This is a genomic window from Arthrobacter sp. TmT3-37, from assembly GCF_054510835.1.
The window spans coordinates 151,126-173,732 of sequence record NZ_JBTNDU010000001.1 but is presented as its reverse complement, the minus strand read 5'-3'; the positions used below and the strand labels follow the sequence as shown (position 1 = coordinate 173,732).

Here is a 22,607-nt window from a genome sequence, read left to right as displayed (position 1 = left end):
CTCGGGCCGACGACGGCGCCGGCCCTTCTCAGGAAAGGGAAACTCGTGATAACCAAGCGCAGAACCCGTACCGCCTCGTCATCCGCACTGTCGGTAGCCGTTTTGCTGATCATAGGATCGGCCCCGCCCGTCCATGCCGCCAATGACACCGACACCGCGCTACTTCGGGACGCCGTGTCGGCCGAGAACATCATCAGTCATCTCCAGGAGCTGCAGGCGATAGCGGACGCCAATGACGGCAACCGCGCCGCGGGCACCTCCGGGCACGTTGCTTCGGCTGAGTACATCGAAGGACAGCTGCAAGCCGCCGGATACGAGACGGACCGACAGTACTTCACGTACCCGAAGTTCGTCGTGGATCTTGCAGTACTGGCGCAGACCGCTCCCACGCCGACGACCTACACCTACGCCGATGAGTATGTCGACATGGCCTCCAGCGCTGAAGGCGATGTCACAGCTCCGGTGACCGCGGTCGATGTGAATCTCAGCGGCGACCGCGCCTCGACCAGTGGCTGCGAGGCCAGTGACTTCACAGGTTTTCCTGACGGGAATATCGCCCTGATCCAGCGTGGAACGTGTGACTTCGCACTGAAGGCGGCCAACGCGGCAGCTGAAGGGGCCTCGGCGGTCATCATCTTCAACCAGGGAGATGTGAATCCTGCCGATGACCGCTTCGGTGTCGTGAACGGCACGTTGGGCGAAGCAGGCTCGACGATACCCGTCGTGGGCACCTCCTTCGCGATCGGCGAGCAACTGGCTGCTACCGAGGGGCTCGAGATGCGGGTGGCCCTGGAGACCCACGAGGAGACGGTCGAGACCTTCAACGTCATAGCCGACACGGCCGGCCGTGCCGACCGGACGGTCGTCGTGGGCGCCCACCTGGACAGCGTGGCCGAGGGCCCTGGCATCAACGACAACGGCAGTGGCAGCGCGGCCATCCTCGAGACGGCCATCCAGATCGCGGAACTGGGCATCGAGCCGACCAACCGCACGCGTTTCGCCTTCTGGAGCGGTGAGGAGGACGGGCTGATCGGGTCCGACTACTACGTCTCCCAACTGTCGGCCAGGGACATCAAGGATCATGCGGTGAACCTGAACTTCGACATGGTCGCCTCACCGAACCCTGTCCGGTTCGTCTATGACGGCGACGGCGGAGCGTTCGGGGCTGAAGGCCCCAACGGGTCCGACACCGTCGAGGACGTATTCCTCGCATACTTCGCATCACAGGGCCTGGCGACGGCACCCACCGAGTTCGATGGGCGCAGCGACTATTTCGGGTTCATCGAGAACGGGATCCCTGCCGGCGGCCTGTTCACGGGCGCGGAAGGGATCAAGTCGCAGGAAGAAGCGGACGTCTTCGGCGGAACCGCCGGTCGTCCCTACGATCCCTGCTATCACGCGGCATGCGACACCATCACGAACATCGACCCGGTGGTCCTCGAGCAGATGGCTGACGCGATAGCTCATTCGACCCTCACCTTCGCCATGACGACGTCCGCTGTCAAGGGAACGGCGAAAGGCAGTGGCGGGAAATCCACGGGTGACTTCGCGTTCAAGGGCAATCACTCGAAGCGCTAGACCAGGCCAGGGTATGGGGGAAGGCCATGGACTCCGCTCCGTGCAAGGCCTTCCCCCGTACCTGCCGGATCGATGACGTGTGAGAGGCTCGATGACGCCGGGCAAGGGGCGGGATACAGGCCCGAGGGCTTCCTGTCCGTCGTCGTCCCCGGTGCCCGAGGAAGGGAAGTCCGTCATGGAGAGTGCATGGATCGGTGACTCCGATCTCGTCCGCGTTCTGGGCCGCACTCTCGGGTCACCAGGAGGAGCGAGCGCAGTGGCGGTGGTCACCCCTCAGCGTGAGATGACCGCGACGATCCGTACGGACCAGCACTCCACCTTCGAGATCGGGTCGATCTCGAAGGTGCTCACCGGCATGCTGTACCGGGACGTGACAGAACGCGGCCTCATTCCGCAGTCGACAGTTCTGCGGGAGCTGCTCCCACTCGAGGGCCACGGCGAGGTCGGCACCGTGAGCCTGTCCTCCTTGGCCATCCACCGGTCCGGTCTTCCGGGGTTGCCGCCGGGGATGCAGCCGCTTCGCCGGACCCTCGGATACTGGATCGGCGGTCGCAACCCCTACGGTGATTCACTGACCGACCTGCTGGACCAGACGCGCAACCTGCGCCTCGGCCCTCTTCGGTCCAGGTACTCGAACCTGGGGTTCCAGTTGCTCGGGCACGCCGTGGCGGAAGCAGCCGGCAGTAGCTACGGGTCCCTCCTGCAGGACCTCCTGGGCCCGGGGTTCCCGACTCCCACCCGCGCCGAGGACCTCGGGCCCTCGGACCTGCGAGGGTCCAACCGGCTGGGCCGCCCGATGGCCCCATGGGTCGGCGAGGCCATCGCGCCCGCCGGAGGCGTCCGGGCGACCATCAGTACGATGCGGGGCTTCCTCCGTTCGGTGCTCGACGGGACCGCCAGGGGTCTGATGGCCCTCGAGCCGGTTGCAGAATTCGCGCCCAGGGTAGGTATCGGGGCCGGGTGGATCACGCTCGAGCACCGCGGCCGCAGGATCACCTGGCACAACGGCAGCACCGGCGGGTTCAGCAGCTGGATCGGACTCGACCGGGACGCCGGTACCGGCGTCGTCGTGCTCGCGGCGCGTCACGGATCCGTCGACAGGTCGGGGTTCCGGCTCCTCACCGCATTCGCCACTCCCGGATCGGTGCCATCGCCCCTCGTCGCCGACGACGGGCCGGCCTGACCGGCAGCGCCGGGTCCGGACCGGAGAACGCATTCCGGTGGAACCTGTCAGTCCAGGCAGGCACGCACGTGCTGGTCGGCGCCGAGGACGGACTCCTACCGCGCGACGCTCTCGACGTCCCACCCGAGGACGCACCCGACCTGGCTGTGCAGTTCGTCCCCGGTGGTGCGCACTTCCTCGTCGATGACAATCCTGCCGGCGTCACCCGCGACCTCCGCGCGTTCATCGGGCTGCCCGCGCATGGCGGCGGCTGATCCCGCCGGTGGGATCTCCGACCGACCCGCCCCGCCTGGGGCAACCGCAGAAACGCCGGACGTCAGGACGTACTGACCCTGGTGTCCATGAGCAGGACGGGAGTGCCGTCCGCATCCGCCAGCTCGAGCCGCACGGTGACCGTGATCCCGGCGAGCGAGGTCAGGTGGGTGCCGCCGCACGGGATCTCCGCCCGCTCGCCGGGCAGGTCGCAGACCCACCGACGCCGGTCCGTGAGGCCCGGTCCGTCCGCGGCGATGCCGATCGGTGCCGCCGTCTCCGTCCATGCCGCGAGGGTGGCATTCACCGCAGCGGCTGCTGCTTCGGTGTCGAAGTCCTCCGTGCTGAAGCCCTTCCGCCGCAGGGACTTCCCCAGCCGGTACCTGTCCACCGAGCCGAACTCGCCGATCACCGTCGTGTCGATAGCGAGGGCGTCGAAGTTCGGGGCGCCGAGGGCGTCCGGCGCCACCTCCTTCTTCCAGCGGCCGGCCAGCGCACGGTTGAGGGCCAGGGAGGCGAGGTGGCAACCGGTGTGACCGGCGGACACCGCGGCCCGATAGGTGTCGTCCACCCGCACGACGACGTCGTCGCCCTCCGCGGGCGCTGCGCCCTCGACCAGGTGCACGACGACGAATGCCCAGCCCTCCGTGCCCCTCCGTACGGGTGATTCCCCGCCCAGATACAGGGAACTCCCGTCGGTGGCGCCCACCACGCAGTCGACCACCGGCCAGCTGTGGGAGCCCGAGGCGAGATCACCGCGGTCGGGCCCCTGGTCGGGCCAGGCGGAGTCGACGGGGTGGAATGCCGTGACGTCCAGCAGGACGGCACTCCGTCCGTCCTCGCGCGGCTCGACATGGAGGACGCGGGAAGCTGACTCGAGGGCACCCTGGGGGTAGGTGACGCGTGTGTCGGTGGTCGGCAGGGTCATGCTGCTCCTTCGGGTGGTGCGAACAGGGTGAGAACGGGGGGTACGGGGTCGCTCAGGTATCTGCGGAGCGCTGGGCGAGCCTCTCCAGCAGTGGCTCGGTGCGGTAGGGGATGTGCTCGTGCAGGGCGAGGACCGTCTCGGTGCGGATGACGCCCTTGATCCGCAGCACCGAGCGCAGGGCTGCCTGCAGATTGTGGGTGTCGGTCGCGGCGACCCTGCACCACACGTCCCCCCGGCCCGAGATCTCGTGCACCTCGAGGACCTGGTGGATGGTGCGCAGGCCGGCGATGACGGCATCGAGCTCGCGGTGGGACACCTCGATGGTGACGAACGCGACGACGTCGTAGCCGAGCGCCTCGAGGTCCAGTTCCCTCCCGCTCCGCCGCAGGGTCTCCGCGCGGAGGAGCCGCCGGATGCGGCTCTGCGCGGTGTTCCGGGCGACGCCGAGGAGCTCGCTCAACTCGCTCACCTGAGCGCGGGGGTCCCGCACCAGCTCGAGCAGCAGTCGCAGGTCGAGGTTGTCCAGCTTGCTCACGAAGCTCACTTCCCGTCAGTCGACTCCGCCCGTGTTGCGCACGGCGCTCAAAAGGGCGACGAGCTTTGCTGCAGGGCGGTCAGTGGGCTCCATCCTATAGAAGTCCGGGCATGATCCGGCCCCTGGGAGCGCCTAGGGTGGGCGCGTGCGAGCAAGGAGAAGTGGTGGGATGAGCGTCATCAACGAGCTCCGGATGAGGCCGGCGATGATCGAGCGACGGAGCTGGGACGCCTCCCTGGCCGCCCGTCTCGCGCTCGCGGTGACGGTGATCTCGACGCTCCTCATCGGGGCGAACCTCGCCACGCCGATCTATCCCCTCATCCAGGCCGAGCTCGGGCTCACGTCCTTCGCGGTCACGGTCGCCTTCGCGTCCTATGTCGTCGCCCTGATCGGAGGGCTCGTCCTCGCGGGTCACTGGTCCGACCACATCGGGCGGCGGGCGGCGCTCGTCCTCGCGGTCGTCCTCGGGCTGCTGGGTGCAGCGCTGTTCGCGATCGCCACCTCACTGCCGATGCTCGCCGCGGGGCGCGCGCTGCAGGGGGGTGCCGTCGCGCTCGCTACCGGCGCGAGTGCCGCCGCCCTCCGCGACCTCCTGCCCACCCGGCCCGACTGGGCTTCGCGCTTCACACTGCTCGCCTCCGCCGGGGGAGTGGCCGCCGGTCCCGTGATCGGGGGGCTCCTCTCGCTCCTGCCCACGCCGACGCGCACGCCGTTCGTCCTGTACCTCGTGGTGCTCGCGAGTCTCCTGGTGCCGCTCGTCCTCCTGAGGGCCCGGCCCGCCATCAAGCCGGCCGCGTCGGACAATCCGCTCGCGGCACTGCGGCCGCGCCGGCCGGCCGTGTCGAAGGACGCACGCCGTTCGTTCTGGACCGCATCCTCCATCGGGTTCCTCAGCTTCGCCGTCTTCGGCTTCACGCTGAGTCTCGCCCCCACCTGGTTCGCAGGCATCGCGGGAACGACCTCCCGGCCCCTGATCGGCCTCCTCGCGGCCCTCGTCCTCGGGTCGTCGGCCGTCAGCCAGGTGCTGTCCCCGCGCGGGCGCTTCGTGGCACCCGTGGGCCTCGCCGGCATGGCGCTCGGCGTCGGCCTCCTGCCCCTGGCCGAGGCGACGGGCAGCCTGCCGCTGCTCGTCGGAGCCTGCGTCATGGCGGGCTTCGGCCAGGGGATGGCCTTCCGGGTGGTCTTCAACGAGGTGTCGGTGCGGGTCGATCCGGCCCTGCACGCGCAGACGGTCAGCGCCGTGTACGTCCTCACCTACCTCGGCAGTGCCGTGCCGGTACTGGGGCTCGGAGCGGCCGCCGGCGTATGGGGACTGAACACCTCCGTCACGGTCTTCGCGCTTGCCATCGCCGCGGTCTGTGCGCTGCTCGCCGTGGGCTCACTGGTCCTGCGACTCCGCGCGACGCGCTAGCGACCGCCGCCCGCGGGGTCCGTACCGGGTCCGGTCCTCCTCTTTGTAGGCTGTAGGCATGTCCACCACCCCCGTGCCGCCCCGCCCGTCCCCCCTCCCCGGTGCGAGCGGGCCCGCCGCGGACGGTAACGCGCCCGGGAGGTCGGCAGGAGCGGTCGTCGGCCTCGACATCGGCGGCTCCAAGACCCACGGCGCGCTCTGGCTCGACGGTTCACTCGTGGCCGAAGCCAAGGCGGGCAGCGCCAACGTCCAGAACGTGAGCCCGGCGGAGGCGGCCCGGAGCCTCGAGGAACTCTTCCGCGACCTCCTGCCCGCCGGGGACGCCCCCACCATCGACCTTGTCGTCGCCGGTTCCGGGGGAGTGGACACCGCAGCCGACGCCGAGCGTCTCCGCGACCTGATCGCCCCGCACGCGCCGTCCGCCGCCGTCGACGTCATCCACGACACGCGGCTCATCCTCGCGGCCGGCGGTGCCCGGACCGGCATCGCCGTGATCGCCGGCACCGGCTCGGTGGCCTGGGGCGTCGGCGAGGACGGCCGGGAAGCGCGCTCGGGCGGCTGGGGCTACCTCCTGGGCGACGAGGGCAGCGGCTACTGGGTGGCGCGCGAAGCCGTGCGCCGTGCCCTGCACCGGCACGACCTCGGTCAGGACCCCGATGCCCTCGATACGGCGGTCCTCACGCTCAACGGGATCGACACCCCGACGGAACTGATCGGGCTCTTCCACTCGGGCGCCGGCCGGACCTACTGGGCGGCACAGTCCCGTGCCGTGTTCGACGCCGCCCGGGACGGTTCAGGGGACGCCGCGGACATCATCGACCGTGCAGCCGCCGACCTCACGCGCCTCGTGCTCGATGTCGCATCGGTGATCGGCGTACCCGGCCCCGTGGTCCTCGGCGGCGGCCTTGCCATGCACCAGCCGGATCTGCAGGCACGGTTGAGGACCCGCCTCGGGTCGGAGGGCATGACCGACGTCGTCTTCCTCGAGGAGGACCCGGTCATGGGGGTCCGATTCCTCCTGGGCCCCGATGAGGCCGCCTGAGCGGAGACCCCGGCACGATCGTGCGGTGCCCCTCCCGGGGCCCGCGGGACCAACGGCCCTCCCGCAGACCCATATGGGCTCTTGTCTGCTCCGAACACATGGTTAGACTCAGAACTCCGACAGCTTGAACTGACCGCTGCAGGCGTCGCCCTGCGGAAATCCAGACGGCAAGCCGGGCCCGCACCGAGTGGGGGCCCGCGGGTCACACCCGGCCGAGAAGCTCCTGCCACGAAAGGCACAGCTGACATGACCTCCTTCGAGCAGGACTCCGCCCGCCCCATGATCCGGTTCCGCAGCGTGACGAAGACGTACGACAGCGGGCGCCCCGCCGTGGCCGACCTCTCCCTGGACATCGACCGCGGCAGTATCACCGTGTTCGTCGGGCCCTCGGGCTGCGGCAAGACGACATCGCTGCGCATGATCAACCGGATGGTCGAGCCGACCTCCGGGCAGATCCTCCTGGACGGCACGGACGTCTCGCAGCAGAAGGCCGCGGAGCTGCGGCGTTCCATGGGGTACGTCATGCAGTCCTCGGGCCTCCTCCCGCACCGGACCGTGCTCGACAACATCGCGACGGTCCCGCGCCTCAACGGCGTCGGGAAGGCCGCCGCACGCAAGCGCGCCGGTGAACTGCTCGACGTCGTCGGGCTCGCGTCCGAGCTGGGCGGCCGGTATCCCGGGCAGCTCTCCGGCGGGCAGCAGCAGCGCGTCGGCGTGGCACGGGCCCTCGCGGCCGATCCGCCCGTCCTCCTCATGGACGAGCCGTTCAGCGCCGTCGACCCCGTGGTCCGCGCCGAGCTGCAGGAGGAACTGCTGCGCCTGCAGCGGGACCTCGCGAAGACGATCGTCTTCGTCACCCACGACATCGACGAGGCGACGATCCTCGGCGACAAGGTCGCCGTCTTCGCGGTCGGCGGCCGGCTGGCCCAGTTCGCGGCCCCCGAGGAGATCCTCCGCGCCCCGGTGGACGATTTCGTCGCGGGCTTCGTGGGACGTGACCGCGGTTTCCGCCATCTGTCCTTCCAGCAGGGGGACGGTGTCGCCATCCACCCGATCGAGACCATCGAGGTGGACCGTCTCGCGGACCCGACCGTCTCGGTGCGCTCGCCCTGGACGCTGCTCGTCGACTCCGAGGGTCGGCCCCACGGCTGGGTCCCGCAGGCGACGCGCGAAAGCATCACGAAGCAGGCCGAGGCGGTCCCGGGAGGCTCCCTCTACACGCGCGGCGACACCCTGCGCCGCGCGCTGGACGCCGCCCTGTCCTCGCCGTCGGGCCTGGGCGTGACGGTCGACGGCGACGGGCGCGCCGTCGGCGTCGTCCGAGCCGCGGAGGTCTTCGAGCTCATCGAAGCCGCGAGGCTCGACCGGGGCCGCTCCGACCACAACACGGCGGTGTAGCCATGGACTGGTTCCTCGCCAACCTGGACTTCGTCTGGCTGCACACGCGCCTCCACCTGTTCCAGGCCATCGTCCCGCTGCTCCTCGGCGTCCTCGCCGCCGTGCCCATGGCGCAGCTCGCCCGGCTCAACCCGGTGATCGGTTCGATCCTGCTGACAGGCTCGTCGATCCTCTACACGGTCCCGTCACTGGCGATGTTCGTGTTCCTCCCCGTGGTGCTCGGCACCAGGGTGATCGATCCCGTGAACGTGATCGTGGCGCTGGCCGTCTACGCCTTCTCCCTGCTCGTCCGGTCCACGCTCGACGCGCTCGATTCGATCGACGACGACGTGCGCCAGGCCGCGGTCGCCATGGGCTACAGGCCCGTGCGCCGGTTCCTCACCGTGGACCTGCCGCTGTCGCTGCCGGTGCTCTTCGCCGGCCTGCGCGTCGTCTCGGTCACCAACATCTCGCTCGTCAGCGTCGGCGCACTGATCGGCGTCCCGAGCCTCGGGACCCTGTTCACGGACGGACTGTTCCGGTCCTTCCCGACCGAGATCGCCGTCGGGATCGGCATCATCCTCCTGCTGGCACTCGTCCTGGACCTCCTCCTCGTCCTCACGGAGCGCATCCTGACCCCGTGGACGCGCAGGGTCTCCGCCGGCGGCAGGCCGGCGGACGAGATCGTCGCGCTCGAGGCGAAGGTGGCGGGCGCCTGATGGACTACTCGAGCAGCAACCTCTTCGTACAGATGGGGGAGTGGCTGACCGCTCCCGCCAACTGGGCGGGCGACCGCGGCATCCCCACGCGCGTCGTCGAGCACCTGGGCTACACCGGACTGACCATGCTGGTCGCCCTCGTGATCGCGGTGCCGATCGGGCTCTACGTGGGGCACACCGGTCGCGGGCGCGTCGTCATCGTCTCCGGCGTGGGGATCCTCCGCGCCCTGCCGACGCTCGGCATGGTGTTCCTGTTCGTGCTCCTCGCGGGCCTCGGCCTGATGCCGCCCATCTGGGCGCTCGTGCTCCTCGCCGTCCCCCCGCTGCTGAGCGGGATCTATGCCGGCATCTCCTCCGTGAACCGGACCGTGGTGGATGCCGCGCGGAGCATGGGCATGAGCGAACTCCAGATCCTGTTCAGGGTCGAGGTGCCCAATGGCCTGCAGGTCATCCTCGGCGGAGTCCGCGCAGCGGTGCTGCAGGTCATCGCGACCGCCGCCGTCGTCGCCTTCATCAACCTCGGCGGGCTCGGGGTCTTCCTCGTCGAGGGAACACAGCTCGCGGACTACGGACGCCTCTTCGGCGGCGCCGTCGTCATCACAGTCCTCGCGATCACCGTCGATCTGCTTCTGGGACTGCTGCAGAGATTCGCCATCTCACCGGGACTGCGCGTCTCCGGTCCGGGACGGGCCCAAGGATCTGGCCGGCAGAAGGCCGTCGCCAGTGCACAAGGAGGAACAACATGAAGAACCTGTCAGCACAACGCGCCGGGCGGCGCGCTTTGATGGGACTGGCTGGCGGCCTGACGGCCGCGTTGGCGTTGACTGCCTGCGGTGCCAACAGCGACCCCCAGGGTGAATCGGAGGACACCGCGTCCGCGTCCGCCGGCGGCGCCGTCGTCGTCGGTTCCGCTGACTTCCCCGAGAGCCAGATCATCGCCGAGATCTACGCCGGTGCGCTCAACGCGGCCGGCGTCGAGGCGACGACCCAGCTCAACATCGGCTCGCGGGAGATCTACTACACCGCCCTCGAGGACGGCTCGATCGACATCATGCCCGAGTACGGCGGCAACCTGCTGCTGTTCGCCGATCCTGCCGCCACGGCGGAATCCGCCGAGGACATCGCCGCGGCGCTGCCCGATGCGCTCACCGCGAAGTCGCCCGACGTGAAGCTCGGTGTGCTCGAGCCCTCGGAGGCCGAGGACAAGGACGCGCTCGTCGTGACGGCCGCCACGGCCGAGAAGTACGACCTCACATCGATCGCGGACCTCGCGGAGGTGTGCGGTGAGATCACCATCGGCGCACCGAGCACCTTCCAGGAGCGCGCCTACGGCCTGCCCGGCCTGAAGGCGAAGTACAACTGCGAGCCCGGCGGCTTCGAGGCCATCAACGACGGCGGCGGGGACATCACGCTGAAGGCACTGCTCGACGACACCGTGCAGGCCGCCGACATCTACACGACCACGCCGTCCATCGAGGACAACGACCTCGTGGTCCTCGAGGACCCGGAGGACAACTTCATCGCCCAGCAGGTGCTGCCGCTCATCAACACCGACACCGTGGGCGATGAGGCGCAGACCGTCCTCAACGAGGTGTCGGCGCAGCTGACCACCGAGGACCTCCTGGCGCTGAACCGCGAGGTCAGCGGCGACGAGAAGCGCAACCCCGCGGACGCGGCCGCGGACTGGCTCGCCGACAAGGGGCTCGCGGGCTAGTTCAGCAGTACCAGGTCCGTCCAGCAGGGGCCCGGCGCCCGGCAGACATATGCCGCGTGCCGGGCCCCTGCTGTGGCATCCTGATCCAATGGCCACCTACAAGCAGTCGGAAAAGCTCCGTAACGTCCTCTACGACATCAGGGGGCCACTGCTCGAACACGCCATGACCATGGAGGCCCAGGGCCACCGCATCCTGAAGCTCAACATCGGCAACCCGGCGCCCTTCGGCTTCGAGGCGCCCGACGCCATCCTCGTGGACATGATCCGCAACCTGCCCGAGGCCCAGGGCTACAGCGATTCGCGAGGTATCTTCTCCGCGCGGACCGCCGTCGTGCAGTACTACCAGGGTCGCGGCATCAAGACGATCGACGTCGACGACGTCTACCTCGGCAACGGTGTCAGCGAGCTCATCACGCTCTCCATGCAGGCACTGCTCAACGCCGGTGACGAAGTGCTGATCCCCACGCCGGACTACCCGCTCTGGACCGCGTCCGTCGCGCTCGCCAGCGGCACCCCTGTGCACTACCTCTGCGACGAGGAAAACCACTGGTGGCCCGACCTCGAGGACATGGCCTCGAAGATCACGCCCAACACCAAGGGCATCGTCCTCATCAATCCGAACAACCCCACCGGATCGGTCTACCCCCGGCCCGTCCTCGAGGGGATCGTGCGCCTGGCACGCGAGCACGGGCTCATCCTGTTCGCCGACGAGATCTACGAGAAGATCCTCTACGACGACGCCGTCCACATCAACGCGGCATCGGTCGCGGGCGACGACGTGCTGTGCCTGACCTTCAGCGGCCTCTCCAAGGCGTACCGGATCGCCGGGTTCCGCAGCGGCTGGATGGCGATCTCCGGACCGAAGCGCGACGCCGCGAACTACATCGAGGGCATCAACCTGCTGGCCAACATGCGGCTCTGTGCGAATGTCCCTGCGCAGCACGCGATCCAGACGGCGCTGGGCGGGTACCAGAGCATCAACGACCTGATCCTGCCGGGGGGACGTTTGAAGCAGCAGCGCGACAAGGCCGCGCAGCTGCTCAATGCGATCGACGGCGTGAGCTGCGAGGTGGCCCAGGGTGCCCTGTACCTCTTCCCGAAGCTCGACCCCGAGGTCTATCCCATCAAGGATGACGAGAAGTTCGCCCTCGACCTCCTGAAGCAGCAGAAGATCCTGATCTCGCACGGCAGGGCCTTCAACTGGATCAACCCGGACCACTTCCGCATGGTCACGCTCCCGAGCGTGGAAGTCATCGAGGATGCCCTCGGGAGGCTCGCCGAGTTCCTGTCCACGTACCGGCCCTGACCGCAGGAGGGTCCATGTCCGTGACAGCCGACAGCAGTGCCGAGATGCGTCGCCTCCTCCTGGCGGGGCCGGACTTCTCGCTCGCGGGCGTGGATCCCCGGTCGACGCCGGGCTTCGACGGCGGCAAGAAGGAGGGCGCCGCATCGCTCTCCGCCGGCGCCGACACTCTCTCCTCCCTGCAGGCGAAGCTCTTCGCCGAGAGCCGGGCCGGAAGCGAGATCGCCGTGCTGCTCGTCCTGCAGGGCATGGATGCCTCGGGAAAGGGCGGCATCGTCCGTCACGTCGTGGGGTTGGTCGACCTGCAGGGAGTGCAGCACCACGCCTTCGCGGCGCCGACCGAGGAGGAGCGGCGGCACAGCTTCCTCTGGCGGATCCGCCACCAGCTCCCCGGGCCCGGGATGCTCGGAGTCTTCGATCGGTCCCACTACGAGGACGTCCTGGTCCACCGTGTGCGCGGACTATCCCCGGCGACGGAGATCGAGAAGCGGTACGGGGCCATCTCGCGGTTCGAGGATGACGTCGTGGCCTCGGGGACCCGCGTGCTCAAGGTCATGCTGCACATCAGCAAGGACGAGCAGAAGGACAGGCTCTCGAAGCGCCTCGATCGGAGGGACAAGTACTGGAAGTACAACCCCGGCGACATCGACGATCGCGGCTACTGGCAGCAGTACCAGGAGGCGTACCAGGCCGCGATCGAGCGGACGAGCACGCCCGACACGCCGTGGTACGTCGTTCCCGCCGACCGCAAGTGGTATGCACGCCTCGCCGTGCAGCAGTTGCTCACCGCGACGCTGGAGGACATGCAGCTGAGCTGGCCCAGGGCATCCTTCGACGTGGAGGTCGAGAAGCAGCGCCTCGCCGCCTCCTGACCGTTCTGATGCTGCGGACCGCAACCGTCCGCATCTGCTCCTAGCCTTGAGGCTCCACCACCGCCAGGAGGCTCCCATGGACTGGAAGATCGAACTCATCGCGCTGCCCGTCACCGACGCGGACAGGGCCATCTCCTTCTATCGCGACCAGGTCGGGTTCACGCTGGACCACGACCACCGTGTGAGCAGCAGCCTGCGCTTCGTGCAACTGACCCCGCCGGGGTCCGCCTGTTCGATCGCACTCGGCGAGGGCATCAGCGACATGGTGCCCGGATCGCTGCACGGCATCCAGGTCGTCGTACCTGATGCGGCGAGAGCCCGTGCAGGGCTGCTCGAACGCGGCGTCGCAGCGAGCGACGTGGACGCGCAGCCGTGGGGCCGCTTCGTCTACTTCGCCGATCCGGACGGCAACTCGTGGGCACTGCAGGAGCTGCTGCAAACCCCCGACGCGTAGCGGCGCCGCATCGGGCCCTGCCGGCCGAAGCAGGGCGACGGCCTGCTACTGGCCCTCGGCCTTGTCCCGCGCAGCCGCGAGCCGCACCTTCGCGCCTTCCAGCCACGCCTCGCAACGATCGGCCAGGGCCTCGCCGCGCTCCCACAGCGCCAGCGATTCCTCGAGGCTCACACCTCCGGCTTCGAGCCGCGAGACGACGGCGACGAGTTCCTCGCGCGCCTGCTCGTAGGACAGCGAGCCGACGTCGGACTGTCGCTGCTCGGGTGGGGTGTTCTCCGTCATGGCATCTTCCTTCTCCACGGTGTTCCTCGTCTGCTGGTCGGCCCGTGTCCGGGCCTGCTGTGGCTGTAGCGTCATGCAGGTTCGTGCGGTGCGGGTGTGCCCTGGGCGACGGCGCCGAACTGGCCGCCCGCGACCCGGACCCGCAGGACCTCGCCGGTCGGCACGTCCTCCGGCGTCCGCACCACGTGTCCGTCCTCCTTCTGCACCACCGCATAACCGCGGTCGAGGGTCCTCTGCGGCGAGAGGGAGCGTACGCGTTCCCGCAGGTGGTGCACGGCGACGGCACCGCGTTCCACCCCTGCGGCGGCAGAGCGCAGGGCGCGGGACCGGAGCCGCTCGATGTCGGCTTCCCGCACGTCGATCATGCCTTCGGGCTTCGCCAGGGACGGCCGGGAGCGGAGGTTCGCGAGGCTCTCCGCCTCCCGGTGCACGAGGACCCGGATGGAGCGTTCGAGCGCGGCACGCGCCTGCCGGATCCGGGCGAGTTCCTCGGATACGTCCGGGACCACGCGCTTCGCCGCATCGGTGGGCGTGGAGGCGCGGAGATCGGCGACCTCGTCGAGGAGCGGCCGATCCGCCTCATGGCCGATGGCGCTGACGACAGGAGTGTCCGCCATCGCGACCGCGCGGACCAGCGACTCGTCGCTGAAGGGCAGCAGGTCCTCCAGCGCTCCACCGCCCCGCGCGATGATGATGACGTCGACCCGGGGGTGGGCATCGAGCTCCGCGAGGGCTGCGGAGACCTGTGCAACGCTGCTCACACCCTGGACGGCGACCTCGCGGACCTCGAACTCGACGGCCGGCCACCGCAGGGCGGCGTTGCGCATCACGTCCTTCATGGCATCGGAATCGCGGCCCGTGATGAGCCCGATCCGGTGAGGCAGGAGCGGCAGCTGCTTCTTGCGGGCCGGTGCGAACAGCCCTTCCGCGGCGAGCGCCTGTCGCAGCCTCTCGATGCGCGCCAGGAGATCCCCGATCCCGACGGGACGGATGTCGATCGTCTGCATGGACAGCCGCCCGGTCTTGACCCAGAAGTCGGGCTTGAGGCGTGCCACGACCCGGGAGCCGCGATCCAGGGGCATGGATACCCGGTCCATGACGGAGCCGTAGACCGACAGGGAGAGGGAAACCTCCGAATCGACGTCGCGCAACGTGATGTAGCACATGCTCGCGCGGCGGTTGAGTTCGATGACCTGTCCCTCGACCCAGGCTGCCGGCGCCCGTTCGATGTGGGCCTTGAGCTTCTCCGACAGCAGATGGAGCGGCCACGGCGATTCGGGTGATGTCTCGGCTGCCGTGACCGGCACCGTCGATGCCGGCGGGGATGATCCCGCCCCTGCCGGTCGCGCGCGCACTCCCTCGCTCGTCATCCGTCTCCTGTCCTCGGCGGGGGAAGCCCCGCCTGCGCTGTCTGTCCTGTTCATCTGTACCATCCCGGACCCCCGGCGGCGGCTCACGGCATGGCTCTGTGCACTCCGGACGCATCCCCGCGGGCCACGATCCTCCGTGCCTCCTCATGGGGGAACCGGCATAATCGGTAGTTCGACCTCCAGCTAAGGATTTCATGCGGACCCTGCTCTCGGCCCTGCTGGCCCTTCTCGCGCTCGTCGTCGCGGCCGGCGGACTGGCGTCCGCGTGGCTCGACGAGAACCTCGTGGAGGAGTCCGGCTTCGTCGCGCTCGCTGCCCCACTCGGCGAGGACGAGGAATTCCAGGCGGCACTGACCGATTCGCTGGTCGAGGACGTGACGGCAGGTGCCGGATTGCCCGAACAGATCACGTCCTTCGTCGAGCCGCTGATCCGGGATGCTGCGGGCACCGTCACCGATGCGTCGGGATATCCGGCCGCATGGACCGAGACGCTGCGCGTGTCGCACTCCTTCACCTTCGCCCAGGCTCCCGATCCGTCCGAACCGGCCCCGGCCATCCTGACCCTCGACCTCGGTCCCGTCGTGGGTCTCGTCGCGGACAGCATCGGGGGAGGACTCGGAGTGGAGGTCCCGGTGCCGGAGGACACGTTGATCGAGGTCGGGTCGGTCGAGCGCGGCGGAGTGTTCAGCAGCGTCGCTGGTGCCGTGCAGGCGTGGGGGGTGTACCTCGCCGGAGCGGCCGTACTGGGCCTGCTGGCGCTGGTGATCGCTCGGCGACGGGGTACCACCCTCGCCCTCCTGGGCCTCGGGGTGGCGCTCATCGGGGTGGTCGGGTTCCTGGCGGGGGGCTGGATCCCCGCTGCCGCGGCTCGTGCGCCCGGGTCGAGCGCGGTGGCGGACGTGTTCGTCCGAGGGTTGGCGGAACAGGCCGGAGCAAGCGTCGCCGAGGCCGGCGTGCCCGTGGTCGTCGGTGGGCTGGTGGCCGTCGTGGTCGGCGCCGTCGCGCAACTGGCGCTCGGTGGTCGGCGTCGTCGGGACGATCGGCGCCCGGTGTAGGGCTCAGCTCACAGCGGAGAGGACTGCGATCAGCAGGTCGAGCAGCACCCACCCGGTAGAATCGGATCATGACCAGTACCACCGTTCAGGTCCCCATGCCCACCATCCCGCGCAGGCGTCGCTCTCCGGAGGACGTCCTCGCAGCCGCACCGGTGCCAGGGGAGAAGAAGGTACTGCTCGCAGCCCCCCGGGGTTACTGCGCAGGCGTGGACCGCGCGGTCATCGCCGTCGAGAAGGCCCTGGAGCACTACGGACCCCCGGTGTACGTGCGGAAGCAGATCGTGCACAACCTGCACGTCGTGTCGACGCTCGAGGCGAAGGGCGCCGTCTTCGTCGACGAGACGGACGAGGTGCCGGAGGGCGCGCTGGTCGTGTTCTCTGCTCACGGGGTCTCACCCGCCGTCGTCCAGTCCGCCGAGGACAGGGGTCTCCGGACGATCGACGCGACCTGCCCGCTGGTGACGAAGGTGCACAAGGAGGCCCAGCGTTTCGCGCGCGACGACTTCGACATCCTCCTGATCGGCCACGAGGGCCACGAGGAAGTCGAGGGCACGGCCGGCGAGGCGCCCGATCACATCCAGATCGTCAATGGGCCGGAGGACGTCGACAAGGTTCAGGTACGCGATCCGGAACGGCTCATCTGGCTCTCGCAGACCACACTGAGCGTCGACGAGACCATGCTGACCGTGAACCTGCTCAAGGAGCGCTTCCCGACGCTGCAGGATCCTCCGAGCGATGACATCTGCTACGCCACGTCCAACCGCCAGGCGGCCATCAAGAAGATCGCGCCGCAGACGGATCTCGTCATCGTGGTCGGATCGGCCAACTCGTCGAATTCCGTGCGACTGGTCGAAGTGGCGCTCGAGTACGGTGCGAAGGCGGCGCACCGCGTGGACTTCGCCAATGAGGTGAACGAGTCCTGGTTCGAGGGCGTGGCCACCGTCGGCATCTCATCCGGTGCCTCGGTCCCGGAGAACCTCGTCCAGGATGTACTGAGGCTGCTCGCTGAGTACGGCTACGGCGAGGTCGAGGAGGTCGTGACGGCCCAGGAGGACATCATCTTCTCGCTGCCCAAGGAGATCCGCGCCGCGCTGAAGGCGATGGGTGATCCGTCCCAGGGGCGCGGTGGCCGGGGCCAGCTGCAGGATCGGACGTCCCTCAACTGAGGCTCCAGGCACGTCCGTTGTTCAGGGTGGGCGGCACGACGGTACAGGGATGGATGCACCACCGCAAGGGCCTGGCGCCTCACCCGGTGTAGCATCTCCTGCCGCCGGCACCGCCGAATCCCACCAGGGTCTGCTGGGGCGGCGCCTGTCGGGACCGTCCGGGGAGTTGTCCCTCCGCCGGTAGGAGCGTGCCCGGCTACCCGTCGGTCCCGTCGAGCAGTTCGTGGGCGGTCAGGGAACGCGGCGTCGCGTCGATCGCCGACGCAGCGGTCCCGGAGCCCGCAGGTACGCTGCCGGCGCGCTGGGCGCGGGCGGTGCCGAGCAGGCTCACCTCCGCCTGTGCCTCATCCACTCCTCCCGCTGCCGCGTCGACGACGTCCAGGGATGCGGAGTCGAAGGCGCCGATCCGGCGTGCCGTGGGGAGCACCCTGGATTCGAGGGCGCCGACGAAGGAGTTGTAGCGCTCCACGGAGGTCTTCAGGGACGCTCCCAGACGGGTGACATGCCCGCCCATCGTCCCGAGGCGTTCGTACAGCTGCTTCGACAGGTCGAACAGCTCGCGTGCATTGTCGGTCAGGACGGCCTGCCGCCAGCTGAACGCTGCGCCCTTCAAAATGCCAAGAAGCGATACCGGCGATGCCAGGGCGACGTTGCGGGTGAAGGCGTAGTCGAGGAGTTCAGGGTCGGCCCGTAGCGCTTCTGCAAGGACCGACTCCACCGGGATGAAGCAGATGACGAGTTCGGGGGAGTTGGAGGCGCCTTCCCAGTACTTCTTGCGGGCGAGCGCATCGACGTGTGCACGCAGCGCCTTGCCGTGCTGCTTCAGCAGCTCGGCATGACGGGCTTCGAGGCCGGCTTTCTCGCCCCCTCCTGCGTCCGCCGCCGGTCCCACCAGTTCCTGAGCCTCGAGGAACGCGCTCAGGGGTACCTTCGCGTCGATGACGAGCTGCTTGTCCCCGGGCAGCTGCACCACCATGTCCGGGCGGGCGCGGTCGCCGTCGTTCCCGGTCGTGTAGGAGACCTGCTCCAGGAAGTCCACGCGCGAGAGCATTCCGGCAGCTTCCACGACGCGCCGCAACTGGACCTCGCCCCACTGGCCCCTGGCGCTGGTGCTGCGCAGGGCGCCGGCCAGCGAGTGCGTCGTCGAGAGCAGCCGGGCGTCTGCTTCGCGCGCTTCCTCGAGCTGCCGCGCGAGCTGGCCGTACTGTTCTATGCGGTCGCGCTCGAGCAGCCCGACCTGCCGCTGCACCTGGGTCAGTTTCTCCGCCACCGGTGCGAGGGCCCGCAGGACGTCGTTGTCCGTCGATGTCTTGCCCGTCAGTTCGCGGTTGTGCTGCTGCAGGAGATCGCGTTGAGCCGCGGCTGCCGCGAGCTCCGTCGTCGTGCTCCCCAGTCGGGCTGTGGCGTCGTCGAGCTCGCTGCGCAGCTCGTCGTCGCGCAGCCGTACTGCGCGGTACACCAGGAATGCACCGACGGCGCAGCCGATGAGGAAGGCGAGGAGGACGAGGAGGACGGCGGTTGTACTCATGCCCACACTGTCGCAGGAACCTCCGACAATCGGCGGACGCGACACCGCCGGTCGGTCCTCCGACGCCCGGTAGACTTGTCTCCCGTGGCTCTTACTATCGGCATCGTCGGACTGCCCAACGTCGGCAAATCAACACTCTTCAACGCGCTGACGCGCAACAACGTCCTGGCGGCGAACTACCCGTTCGCGACCATCGAGCCGAATGTCGGCGTGGTCAGCCTGCCGGACCCGCGCCTCGCACAGCTCGCCGAGGTGTTCGGGTCGAAGCAGATCCTGCCGGCCACCGTCTCCTTCGTCGACATTGCCGGCATCGTCAAGGGCGCGTCGGAGGGTGAGGGCCTCGGCAACCAGTTCCTCGCCAACATCCGCGAGGCCGAGGCGATCGCCCAGGTCATCCGTGTGTTCGACGACCCCGACGTCATCCACGTCGACGGCAAGGTGGACCCCCGCTCGGACATGGAGACCATCAACACCGAACTGATCCTCGCCGACCTGCAGACGCTCGAGAAGGCCATCCCGCGCGTCGAGAAGGAAGTGAAGATCAAGAAGCGCGAGGCCGCACAGCTGACCGCCATGCAGGCAGCGCAGTCCGTCCTCGAGCGCGGCGACACGATCTTCTCGTCGGTCACCAGCGACAAGCTCGAGATGGAACACCTCCGCGAGCTCAGCCTGCTCACCGCCAAACCGTTCATCTACGTCTTCAACGTCGACGACGCCGTGCTCGGCAGCGCCGAGCGTCAGGAGGAGCTGCGCCGGCTCGTGGCCCCCGCCGACGCGATCTTCCTCGACGCCAAGCTCGAAGCCGACCTCGTGGAGCTCGACGAGGCCGAGGCGCGCGAGATGCTCGAGATGAACGGCCAGGAGGAATCCGGCCTCGACCAGCTCGCGCGTGTCGGCTTCCACACCCTCGGCCTGCAGACCTACCTCACGGCAGGTCCGAAGGAGACCCGTGCCTGGACGATCAAGAAGGGTGCCACGGCGCCCGAGGCCGCCGGCGTCATCCACTCGGACTTCCAGCGCGGCTTCATCAAAGCCGAGATCGTTCACTTCGAGGACCTCATGGAAGCCCGGACGATGGCCGAAGCCAAGTCCCGCGGCAAGGTGCGCATCGAGGGCAAGGAATACGTGATGTCCGACGGCGACGTGGTGGAGTTCCGCTTCAACGTATAGCCCTTGCCGGCCCGGACCGTGGGCCGCGTGTGCGGGACTGACTCAGAGTGTGCTTTGCCGGTTGCACACGGTGAAGGCACGGAGGAGGAAGCGCCCCGTGCACGACGCGATCGCGAAGCGATCCGCCGATGACGCCGGCGGGTGGCCCGGTCCTGCACGGCGCCGGCATCGGAGGTCTCTTCCGCTGGGCGAGATCCTCTGCGAGATCTGGCGGGAACGGGTCACTCCGGCAGGCGCCGCCCGACCTCGTCCGCCTTCAGGCGCTGGCGCGCGGTGTTCAGTCCCGCTCCTACGGGTACATGGCCCGTGGCCGCTGCCAGTCCGAAGACGGGCATGTCGCTGTACACGCTTTCCCTGCCACCCGGCATCGTCTCGTATGTTTCGTGCCACACGCCGACATCGCCGGTGCCGGCGGATTCGCGCATGAACCGGCGCCAGGGCTCCAGGTGCGGCGCCGACCGGTCGGCCGCGAACCGCTGCAGATGCTCCGGGCTCTTCCAGTAGCTGACGATGATGGTGGTCCGGCCGATCCACTGCTGGTAGCTCAGAAGACCGGCCTCCGGCGTCGCGGCCAGATGGGCGAGCATCCTCGGCATGGCCGCGCCCACCCGTGCCACCGTCCCGAACTTCCACCATCGGTTGACGCGCATTCCAATCAGGAAGACCGTCACCGGGCCACCCTCGGGGTCTGCCGTGAAACGTCCTGCGTGCACTTGGTTCGTCATGTGCTTCTCCTGTCATAACGCTGTTATGAAACAGTGTTATGGAATACTGGTCCCATGGCAAGACCGATCGCCCATGACGAGACCTTGCGACGCAGGCTGCTCGACACCGCAGCCTCCCTCATCGCCCGCGACGGCGCCGCCTCCGTGTCACTGCGCACCATCGCCGCTACTGCCGGGACGTCGACGACGGCGGTGTATTCACTCTTCGGAGGCAAGGCGGAACTGTTGACTGCCGTACTCGACGACGGCTTTGCTTCCTTCGCGGCCTCCCAGCAGGAGGCCGCGGCGGGCGGCCTCGAAGCCCTGGGCCGGGCCTACCGGACCTGGGCGCTGGAGCATCCGATCCTCTACGGCCTGATGTTCGCCGGCCCTCTGGCCGGCCAGGTGCCGTGTCAGCCGACGCCGGCTGCCGCCGAGCCGTCGATCATGCCGTTGTTCAGCGCGGTTGCCGCAGCGTTGCCTGGAGCAGCGGATCATGAGATCGCCTCGATGGTCGGCGTCGTGTGGGGGCAGGTCCACGGGCTGGTGGCACTGGAGCTGGCCGGTGCGCCGGCGGCGGGCTGGACCTGGGGCGAGGCCTACGATGCCGCCATCCGGAAGCTCGGTCGCTCGCTGGGGCGCTAGGGACCCTTGATTCTCGAGGAGCCGGGGTGGCACGCTCCCACGGGGGGTCTCCCGCGACGACTGCATCCCCCCAAGACGGCACCATCGCTGATGGTCACGCCCGGCGGCACTGCCAGATCGACCCTGAACCACGCGCACGACATCGTGCCTGGCCGCACGAGCCGGGGTACGGGCTGGCTGCCCGGCCGAGCGTCAGGACCCGCGCGCCGGTGCAGGTGGTTCTGTTCAACTGGCGCGTGGTGCTCCGAGGAGGACGGGAGAGAGCGGCGTCCGGTGGAGGGTCATCGCGACGGCCCACGGCAAAGCCAGTGCCGCGATCAGCACCCAGAACGGCCGCTCCGTGTCGGGGACAGCGAGCAACCACAGCACGTAGGTGTGGGTCAGCACCACCATCAGGCAACCCGCGGCGAGCCTGGTGGACAGGACGTGGACCCGTGCCGGCAGCCGGGCGAACACGCCCTCGAGGATCAGGACGAGGCCGGAGCTGATGAGCACCGCCACGACGATGCTGAGGACCGGTGTGCCGAGCTCGTTGTACTTCATGTCCAGTGGCGCAGACACTCCGGCGACGACAGGTGTGGCCCCCGCGACGAGGCACGCTGCGCCGAACCGGATCGGCGCTTCCACCCGACTCCGGACGCGCCGGAGTCCCTGACCGGCGAGCAGGAAGATCAGCGCGGCGCCGGCAACCCCGAGCGACAGGGGGAGCCGGGCGAGGACGTCCCCGAACAGGTAGGTGACCGCCGTGATCGCCGCGATGAGTGCGACCCGGAGGGCAAGGGGAACCCGCTCCAGCGCCCGGAACATGACGGCCGAGACGAACAGGGCACTCATGAACCAGTAGGCACCGAAAGGCCCCGCGTTGAGGGACCCGCCGATGAGGGGCAGTGTCACGGCGTCGGTCGTCAGCGTGCCGCGCTTGATGTGGAGGGGGACGTGGACGAGGAGGGTCAGGACCAACCATGCGACGTAGGGCGTCATGATGGTCCTGAAGCGTTTCTTCGCCTCCGTTGCGACAGCCCCTCGTAAGTGCGGTTCGCGGTTCTTCCAGAGGTACCCGGAGAGCACGAAGAACGCGGGGACGTGCCAGGTGTAGAGGCCGGCGTCGATGAGCGGTCCCGCCCACACGTGACCGGTCACGACCGCGACGACCGCGAGGACGCGGAGGGCGTCGATGGCTCCGGATCGGGTCGACGGAGCAGCCGGTGCGCGTGTGTGCAGGGTCGCCAAGGATGCCTCCGTGGTCGAATCGGTCAGTCCCAACGGTAGACCAAGCCCCGCCGCCCCGTCGGATTCCGTCGCATCGACCGCCGACGTGT

23 protein-coding genes are annotated in these 22,607 nt (G+C 69.0%); 16 read left to right on the top strand and 7 right to left on the bottom strand.

The window, feature by feature from the left end; translation table 11 throughout:
* The first annotated feature begins 102 nt into the window (after positions 1-102).
* From ACX80U_RS00740 to ACX80U_RS00730, 3 genes are all read left to right on the top strand, one after another.
* Positions 103-1,578: a M28 family peptidase gene (locus ACX80U_RS00740; RefSeq protein ID WP_459267096.1), complete on the top strand. Its 1,476-nt coding sequence runs from the start codon at positions 103-105 to the stop codon at positions 1,576-1,578.
* A 175-nt stretch (positions 1,579-1,753) separates the two neighbouring features.
* Positions 1,754-2,761, top strand: a complete 1,008-nt coding sequence (locus tag ACX80U_RS00735; RefSeq protein WP_459267095.1) for a serine hydrolase domain-containing protein — start codon at positions 1,754-1,756, stop codon at positions 2,759-2,761.
* Between the two features lie 68 nt (positions 2,762-2,829).
* Positions 2,830-3,015, top strand: coding sequence for a hypothetical protein (locus ACX80U_RS00730; protein ID WP_459267094.1), 186 nt, complete (start codon positions 2,830-2,832; stop codon positions 3,013-3,015).
* Between the two features lie 62 nt (positions 3,016-3,077).
* Here ACX80U_RS00730 and ACX80U_RS00725 read toward each other — a convergent pair whose 3' ends face one another.
* Together ACX80U_RS00725 and ACX80U_RS00720 are read right to left on the bottom strand one after the other, a co-directional pair.
* Positions 3,078-3,941: a metal-dependent hydrolase gene (locus tag ACX80U_RS00725; RefSeq protein WP_459267093.1), complete on the bottom strand. Its 864-nt coding sequence runs from the start codon at positions 3,939-3,941 to the stop codon at positions 3,078-3,080.
* A 52-nt stretch (positions 3,942-3,993) separates the two neighbouring features.
* Positions 3,994-4,476 (bottom strand): Lrp/AsnC family transcriptional regulator, encoded by a 483-nt coding sequence (locus ACX80U_RS00720; protein WP_208741854.1) that lies wholly within the window; start codon positions 4,474-4,476, stop codon positions 3,994-3,996.
* A 169-nt stretch (positions 4,477-4,645) separates the two neighbouring features.
* On the opposite strand from ACX80U_RS00720, the gene ACX80U_RS00715 reads away from it, so the two are divergent.
* From ACX80U_RS00715 to ACX80U_RS00675, 9 genes are all read left to right on the top strand, one after another.
* The gene (locus ACX80U_RS00715) at positions 4,646-5,887 is read left to right on the top strand and encodes an MFS transporter (protein WP_459267092.1); all 1,242 of its coding nucleotides are present in this window, start codon (positions 4,646-4,648) and stop codon (positions 5,885-5,887) included.
* A 58-nt stretch (positions 5,888-5,945) separates the two neighbouring features.
* Complete coding sequence (locus tag ACX80U_RS00710) at positions 5,946-6,929, top strand: N-acetylglucosamine kinase (protein WP_459267091.1); 984 nt, start codon at positions 5,946-5,948, stop codon at positions 6,927-6,929.
* Positions 6,930-7,208: 279 nt separating this feature from the next.
* Entirely contained in the window at positions 7,209-8,327 is a 1,119-nt protein-coding gene (locus ACX80U_RS00705; RefSeq protein ID WP_459267339.1) for an ABC transporter ATP-binding protein, read from the top strand.
* 2 nt (positions 8,328-8,329) lie between these two features.
* Positions 8,330-9,025: an ABC transporter permease gene (locus ACX80U_RS00700; protein ID WP_459267090.1), complete on the top strand. Its 696-nt coding sequence runs from the start codon at positions 8,330-8,332 to the stop codon at positions 9,023-9,025.
* Positions 9,025-9,771, top strand: a complete 747-nt coding sequence (locus ACX80U_RS00695) for an ABC transporter permease (RefSeq protein ID WP_244186272.1) — start codon at positions 9,025-9,027, stop codon at positions 9,769-9,771. Before ACX80U_RS00700 ends, ACX80U_RS00695 begins: the two co-directional genes overlap by 1 nt.
* Positions 9,768-10,739: an ABC transporter substrate-binding protein gene (locus tag ACX80U_RS00690; protein ID WP_459267089.1), complete on the top strand. Its 972-nt coding sequence runs from the start codon at positions 9,768-9,770 to the stop codon at positions 10,737-10,739. Before ACX80U_RS00695 ends, ACX80U_RS00690 begins: the two co-directional genes overlap by 4 nt.
* Before the next feature lie 88 nt (positions 10,740-10,827).
* Complete coding sequence (locus ACX80U_RS00685) at positions 10,828-12,045, top strand: pyridoxal phosphate-dependent aminotransferase (protein WP_459267088.1); 1,218 nt, start codon at positions 10,828-10,830, stop codon at positions 12,043-12,045.
* Positions 12,046-12,059: 14 nt separating this feature from the next.
* A complete protein-coding gene (locus ACX80U_RS00680; protein ID WP_459267087.1) occupies positions 12,060-12,914 on the top strand; it encodes a PPK2 family polyphosphate kinase in 855 nt (284 codons plus the stop codon).
* A gap of 76 nt (positions 12,915-12,990) precedes the next feature.
* Positions 12,991-13,368, top strand: coding sequence for a VOC family protein (locus ACX80U_RS00675; protein ID WP_459267086.1), 378 nt, complete (start codon positions 12,991-12,993; stop codon positions 13,366-13,368).
* Positions 13,369-13,413: 45 nt separating this feature from the next.
* Here ACX80U_RS00675 and ACX80U_RS00670 read toward each other — a convergent pair whose 3' ends face one another.
* Together ACX80U_RS00670 and xseA are read right to left on the bottom strand one after the other, a co-directional pair.
* Positions 13,414-13,650 carry an exodeoxyribonuclease VII small subunit gene (locus tag ACX80U_RS00670; protein ID WP_459267085.1) on the bottom strand — a complete coding sequence of 79 codons (237 nt, stop codon included), beginning with the start codon at positions 13,648-13,650 and terminating at the stop codon, positions 13,414-13,416.
* Between the two features lie 71 nt (positions 13,651-13,721).
* Entirely contained in the window at positions 13,722-15,020 is a 1,299-nt protein-coding gene (gene xseA, locus ACX80U_RS00665) for an exodeoxyribonuclease VII large subunit (RefSeq protein ID WP_459267084.1), read from the bottom strand.
* Between the two features lie 194 nt (positions 15,021-15,214).
* Here xseA and ACX80U_RS00660 point away from each other — a divergent pair, with 194 nt between their 5' ends.
* Positions 15,215-16,075, top strand: a complete 861-nt coding sequence (locus ACX80U_RS00660; protein ID WP_459267083.1) for a hypothetical protein — start codon at positions 15,215-15,217, stop codon at positions 16,073-16,075.
* Between the two features lie 68 nt (positions 16,076-16,143).
* Positions 16,144-17,241: a 4-hydroxy-3-methylbut-2-enyl diphosphate reductase gene (locus tag ACX80U_RS00655; RefSeq protein ID WP_459267082.1), complete on the top strand. Its 1,098-nt coding sequence runs from the start codon at positions 16,144-16,146 to the stop codon at positions 17,239-17,241.
* Between the two features lie 196 nt (positions 17,242-17,437).
* On the opposite strand, the gene ACX80U_RS00650 is transcribed toward ACX80U_RS00655, so the two are convergent.
* Positions 17,438-18,769: a DNA recombination protein RmuC gene (locus tag ACX80U_RS00650; RefSeq protein ID WP_459267081.1), complete on the bottom strand. Its 1,332-nt coding sequence runs from the start codon at positions 18,767-18,769 to the stop codon at positions 17,438-17,440.
* An 84-nt stretch (positions 18,770-18,853) separates the two neighbouring features.
* On the opposite strand from ACX80U_RS00650, the gene ychF reads away from it, so the two are divergent.
* Positions 18,854-19,939, top strand: coding sequence for a redox-regulated ATPase YchF (ychF, locus tag ACX80U_RS00645; RefSeq protein ID WP_133082554.1), 1,086 nt, complete (start codon positions 18,854-18,856; stop codon positions 19,937-19,939).
* A 221-nt stretch (positions 19,940-20,160) separates the two neighbouring features.
* Here ychF and ACX80U_RS00640 read toward each other — a convergent pair whose 3' ends face one another.
* Complete coding sequence (locus ACX80U_RS00640; RefSeq protein ID WP_133082558.1) at positions 20,161-20,664, bottom strand: monooxygenase family protein; 504 nt, start codon at positions 20,662-20,664, stop codon at positions 20,161-20,163.
* Between the two features lie 54 nt (positions 20,665-20,718).
* On the opposite strand from ACX80U_RS00640, the gene ACX80U_RS00635 reads away from it, so the two are divergent.
* Complete coding sequence (locus ACX80U_RS00635) at positions 20,719-21,288, top strand: TetR/AcrR family transcriptional regulator (protein ID WP_459267080.1); 570 nt, start codon at positions 20,719-20,721, stop codon at positions 21,286-21,288.
* Positions 21,289-21,513: 225 nt separating this feature from the next.
* Here the strand turns inward: ACX80U_RS00635 and ACX80U_RS00630 are convergent, their stop codons facing one another.
* Positions 21,514-22,518, bottom strand: coding sequence for an acyltransferase family protein (locus ACX80U_RS00630; protein WP_459267079.1), 1,005 nt, complete (start codon positions 22,516-22,518; stop codon positions 21,514-21,516).
* Between the last annotated feature and the right edge of the window lie 89 nt (positions 22,519-22,607).

What these genes read in the sequence shown, in the direction of transcription:
- ACX80U_RS00660 (WP_459267083.1), top strand. Translation starts at nt 15,215, where the DNA reads ATGCGGACCCTGCTCTCGGCCCTGCTGGCCCTTCTCGCGCTCGTCGTC.
- ACX80U_RS00700 (WP_459267090.1), top strand. Translation starts at nt 8,330, where the DNA reads ATGGACTGGTTCCTCGCCAACCTGGACTTCGTCTGGCTGCACACGCGC.
- ACX80U_RS00655 (WP_459267082.1), top strand. Translation starts at nt 16,144, where the DNA reads ATGACCAGTACCACCGTTCAGGTCCCCATGCCCACCATCCCGCGCAGG.
- ACX80U_RS00680 (WP_459267087.1), top strand. Translation starts at nt 12,060, where the DNA reads ATGTCCGTGACAGCCGACAGCAGTGCCGAGATGCGTCGCCTCCTCCTG.
- ACX80U_RS00715 (WP_459267092.1), top strand. Translation starts at nt 4,646, where the DNA reads ATGAGCGTCATCAACGAGCTCCGGATGAGGCCGGCGATGATCGAGCGA.
- ACX80U_RS00735 (WP_459267095.1), top strand. Translation starts at nt 1,754, where the DNA reads ATGGAGAGTGCATGGATCGGTGACTCCGATCTCGTCCGCGTTCTGGGC.
- ACX80U_RS00690 (WP_459267089.1), top strand. Translation starts at nt 9,768, where the DNA reads ATGAAGAACCTGTCAGCACAACGCGCCGGGCGGCGCGCTTTGATGGGA.
- ACX80U_RS00710 (WP_459267091.1), top strand. Translation starts at nt 5,946, where the DNA reads ATGTCCACCACCCCCGTGCCGCCCCGCCCGTCCCCCCTCCCCGGTGCG.
- ACX80U_RS00695 (WP_244186272.1), top strand. Translation starts at nt 9,025, where the DNA reads ATGGACTACTCGAGCAGCAACCTCTTCGTACAGATGGGGGAGTGGCTG.
- xseA (WP_459267084.1), bottom strand. Translation starts at nt 15,020, where the DNA reads ATGACGAGCGAGGGAGTGCGCGCGCGACCGGCAGGGGCGGGATCATCC.
- ACX80U_RS00640 (WP_133082558.1), bottom strand. Translation starts at nt 20,664, where the DNA reads ATGACGAACCAAGTGCACGCAGGACGTTTCACGGCAGACCCCGAGGGT.
- ACX80U_RS00685 (WP_459267088.1), top strand. Translation starts at nt 10,828, where the DNA reads ATGGCCACCTACAAGCAGTCGGAAAAGCTCCGTAACGTCCTCTACGAC.
- ACX80U_RS00725 (WP_459267093.1), bottom strand. Translation starts at nt 3,941, where the DNA reads ATGACCCTGCCGACCACCGACACACGCGTCACCTACCCCCAGGGTGCC.
- ACX80U_RS00675 (WP_459267086.1), top strand. Translation starts at nt 12,991, where the DNA reads ATGGACTGGAAGATCGAACTCATCGCGCTGCCCGTCACCGACGCGGAC.
- ACX80U_RS00670 (WP_459267085.1), bottom strand. Translation starts at nt 13,650, where the DNA reads ATGACGGAGAACACCCCACCCGAGCAGCGACAGTCCGACGTCGGCTCG.
- ACX80U_RS00705 (WP_459267339.1), top strand. Translation starts at nt 7,209, where the DNA reads ATGATCCGGTTCCGCAGCGTGACGAAGACGTACGACAGCGGGCGCCCC.
- ACX80U_RS00635 (WP_459267080.1), top strand. Translation starts at nt 20,719, where the DNA reads ATGGCAAGACCGATCGCCCATGACGAGACCTTGCGACGCAGGCTGCTC.
- ACX80U_RS00650 (WP_459267081.1), bottom strand. Translation starts at nt 18,769, where the DNA reads ATGAGTACAACCGCCGTCCTCCTCGTCCTCCTCGCCTTCCTCATCGGC.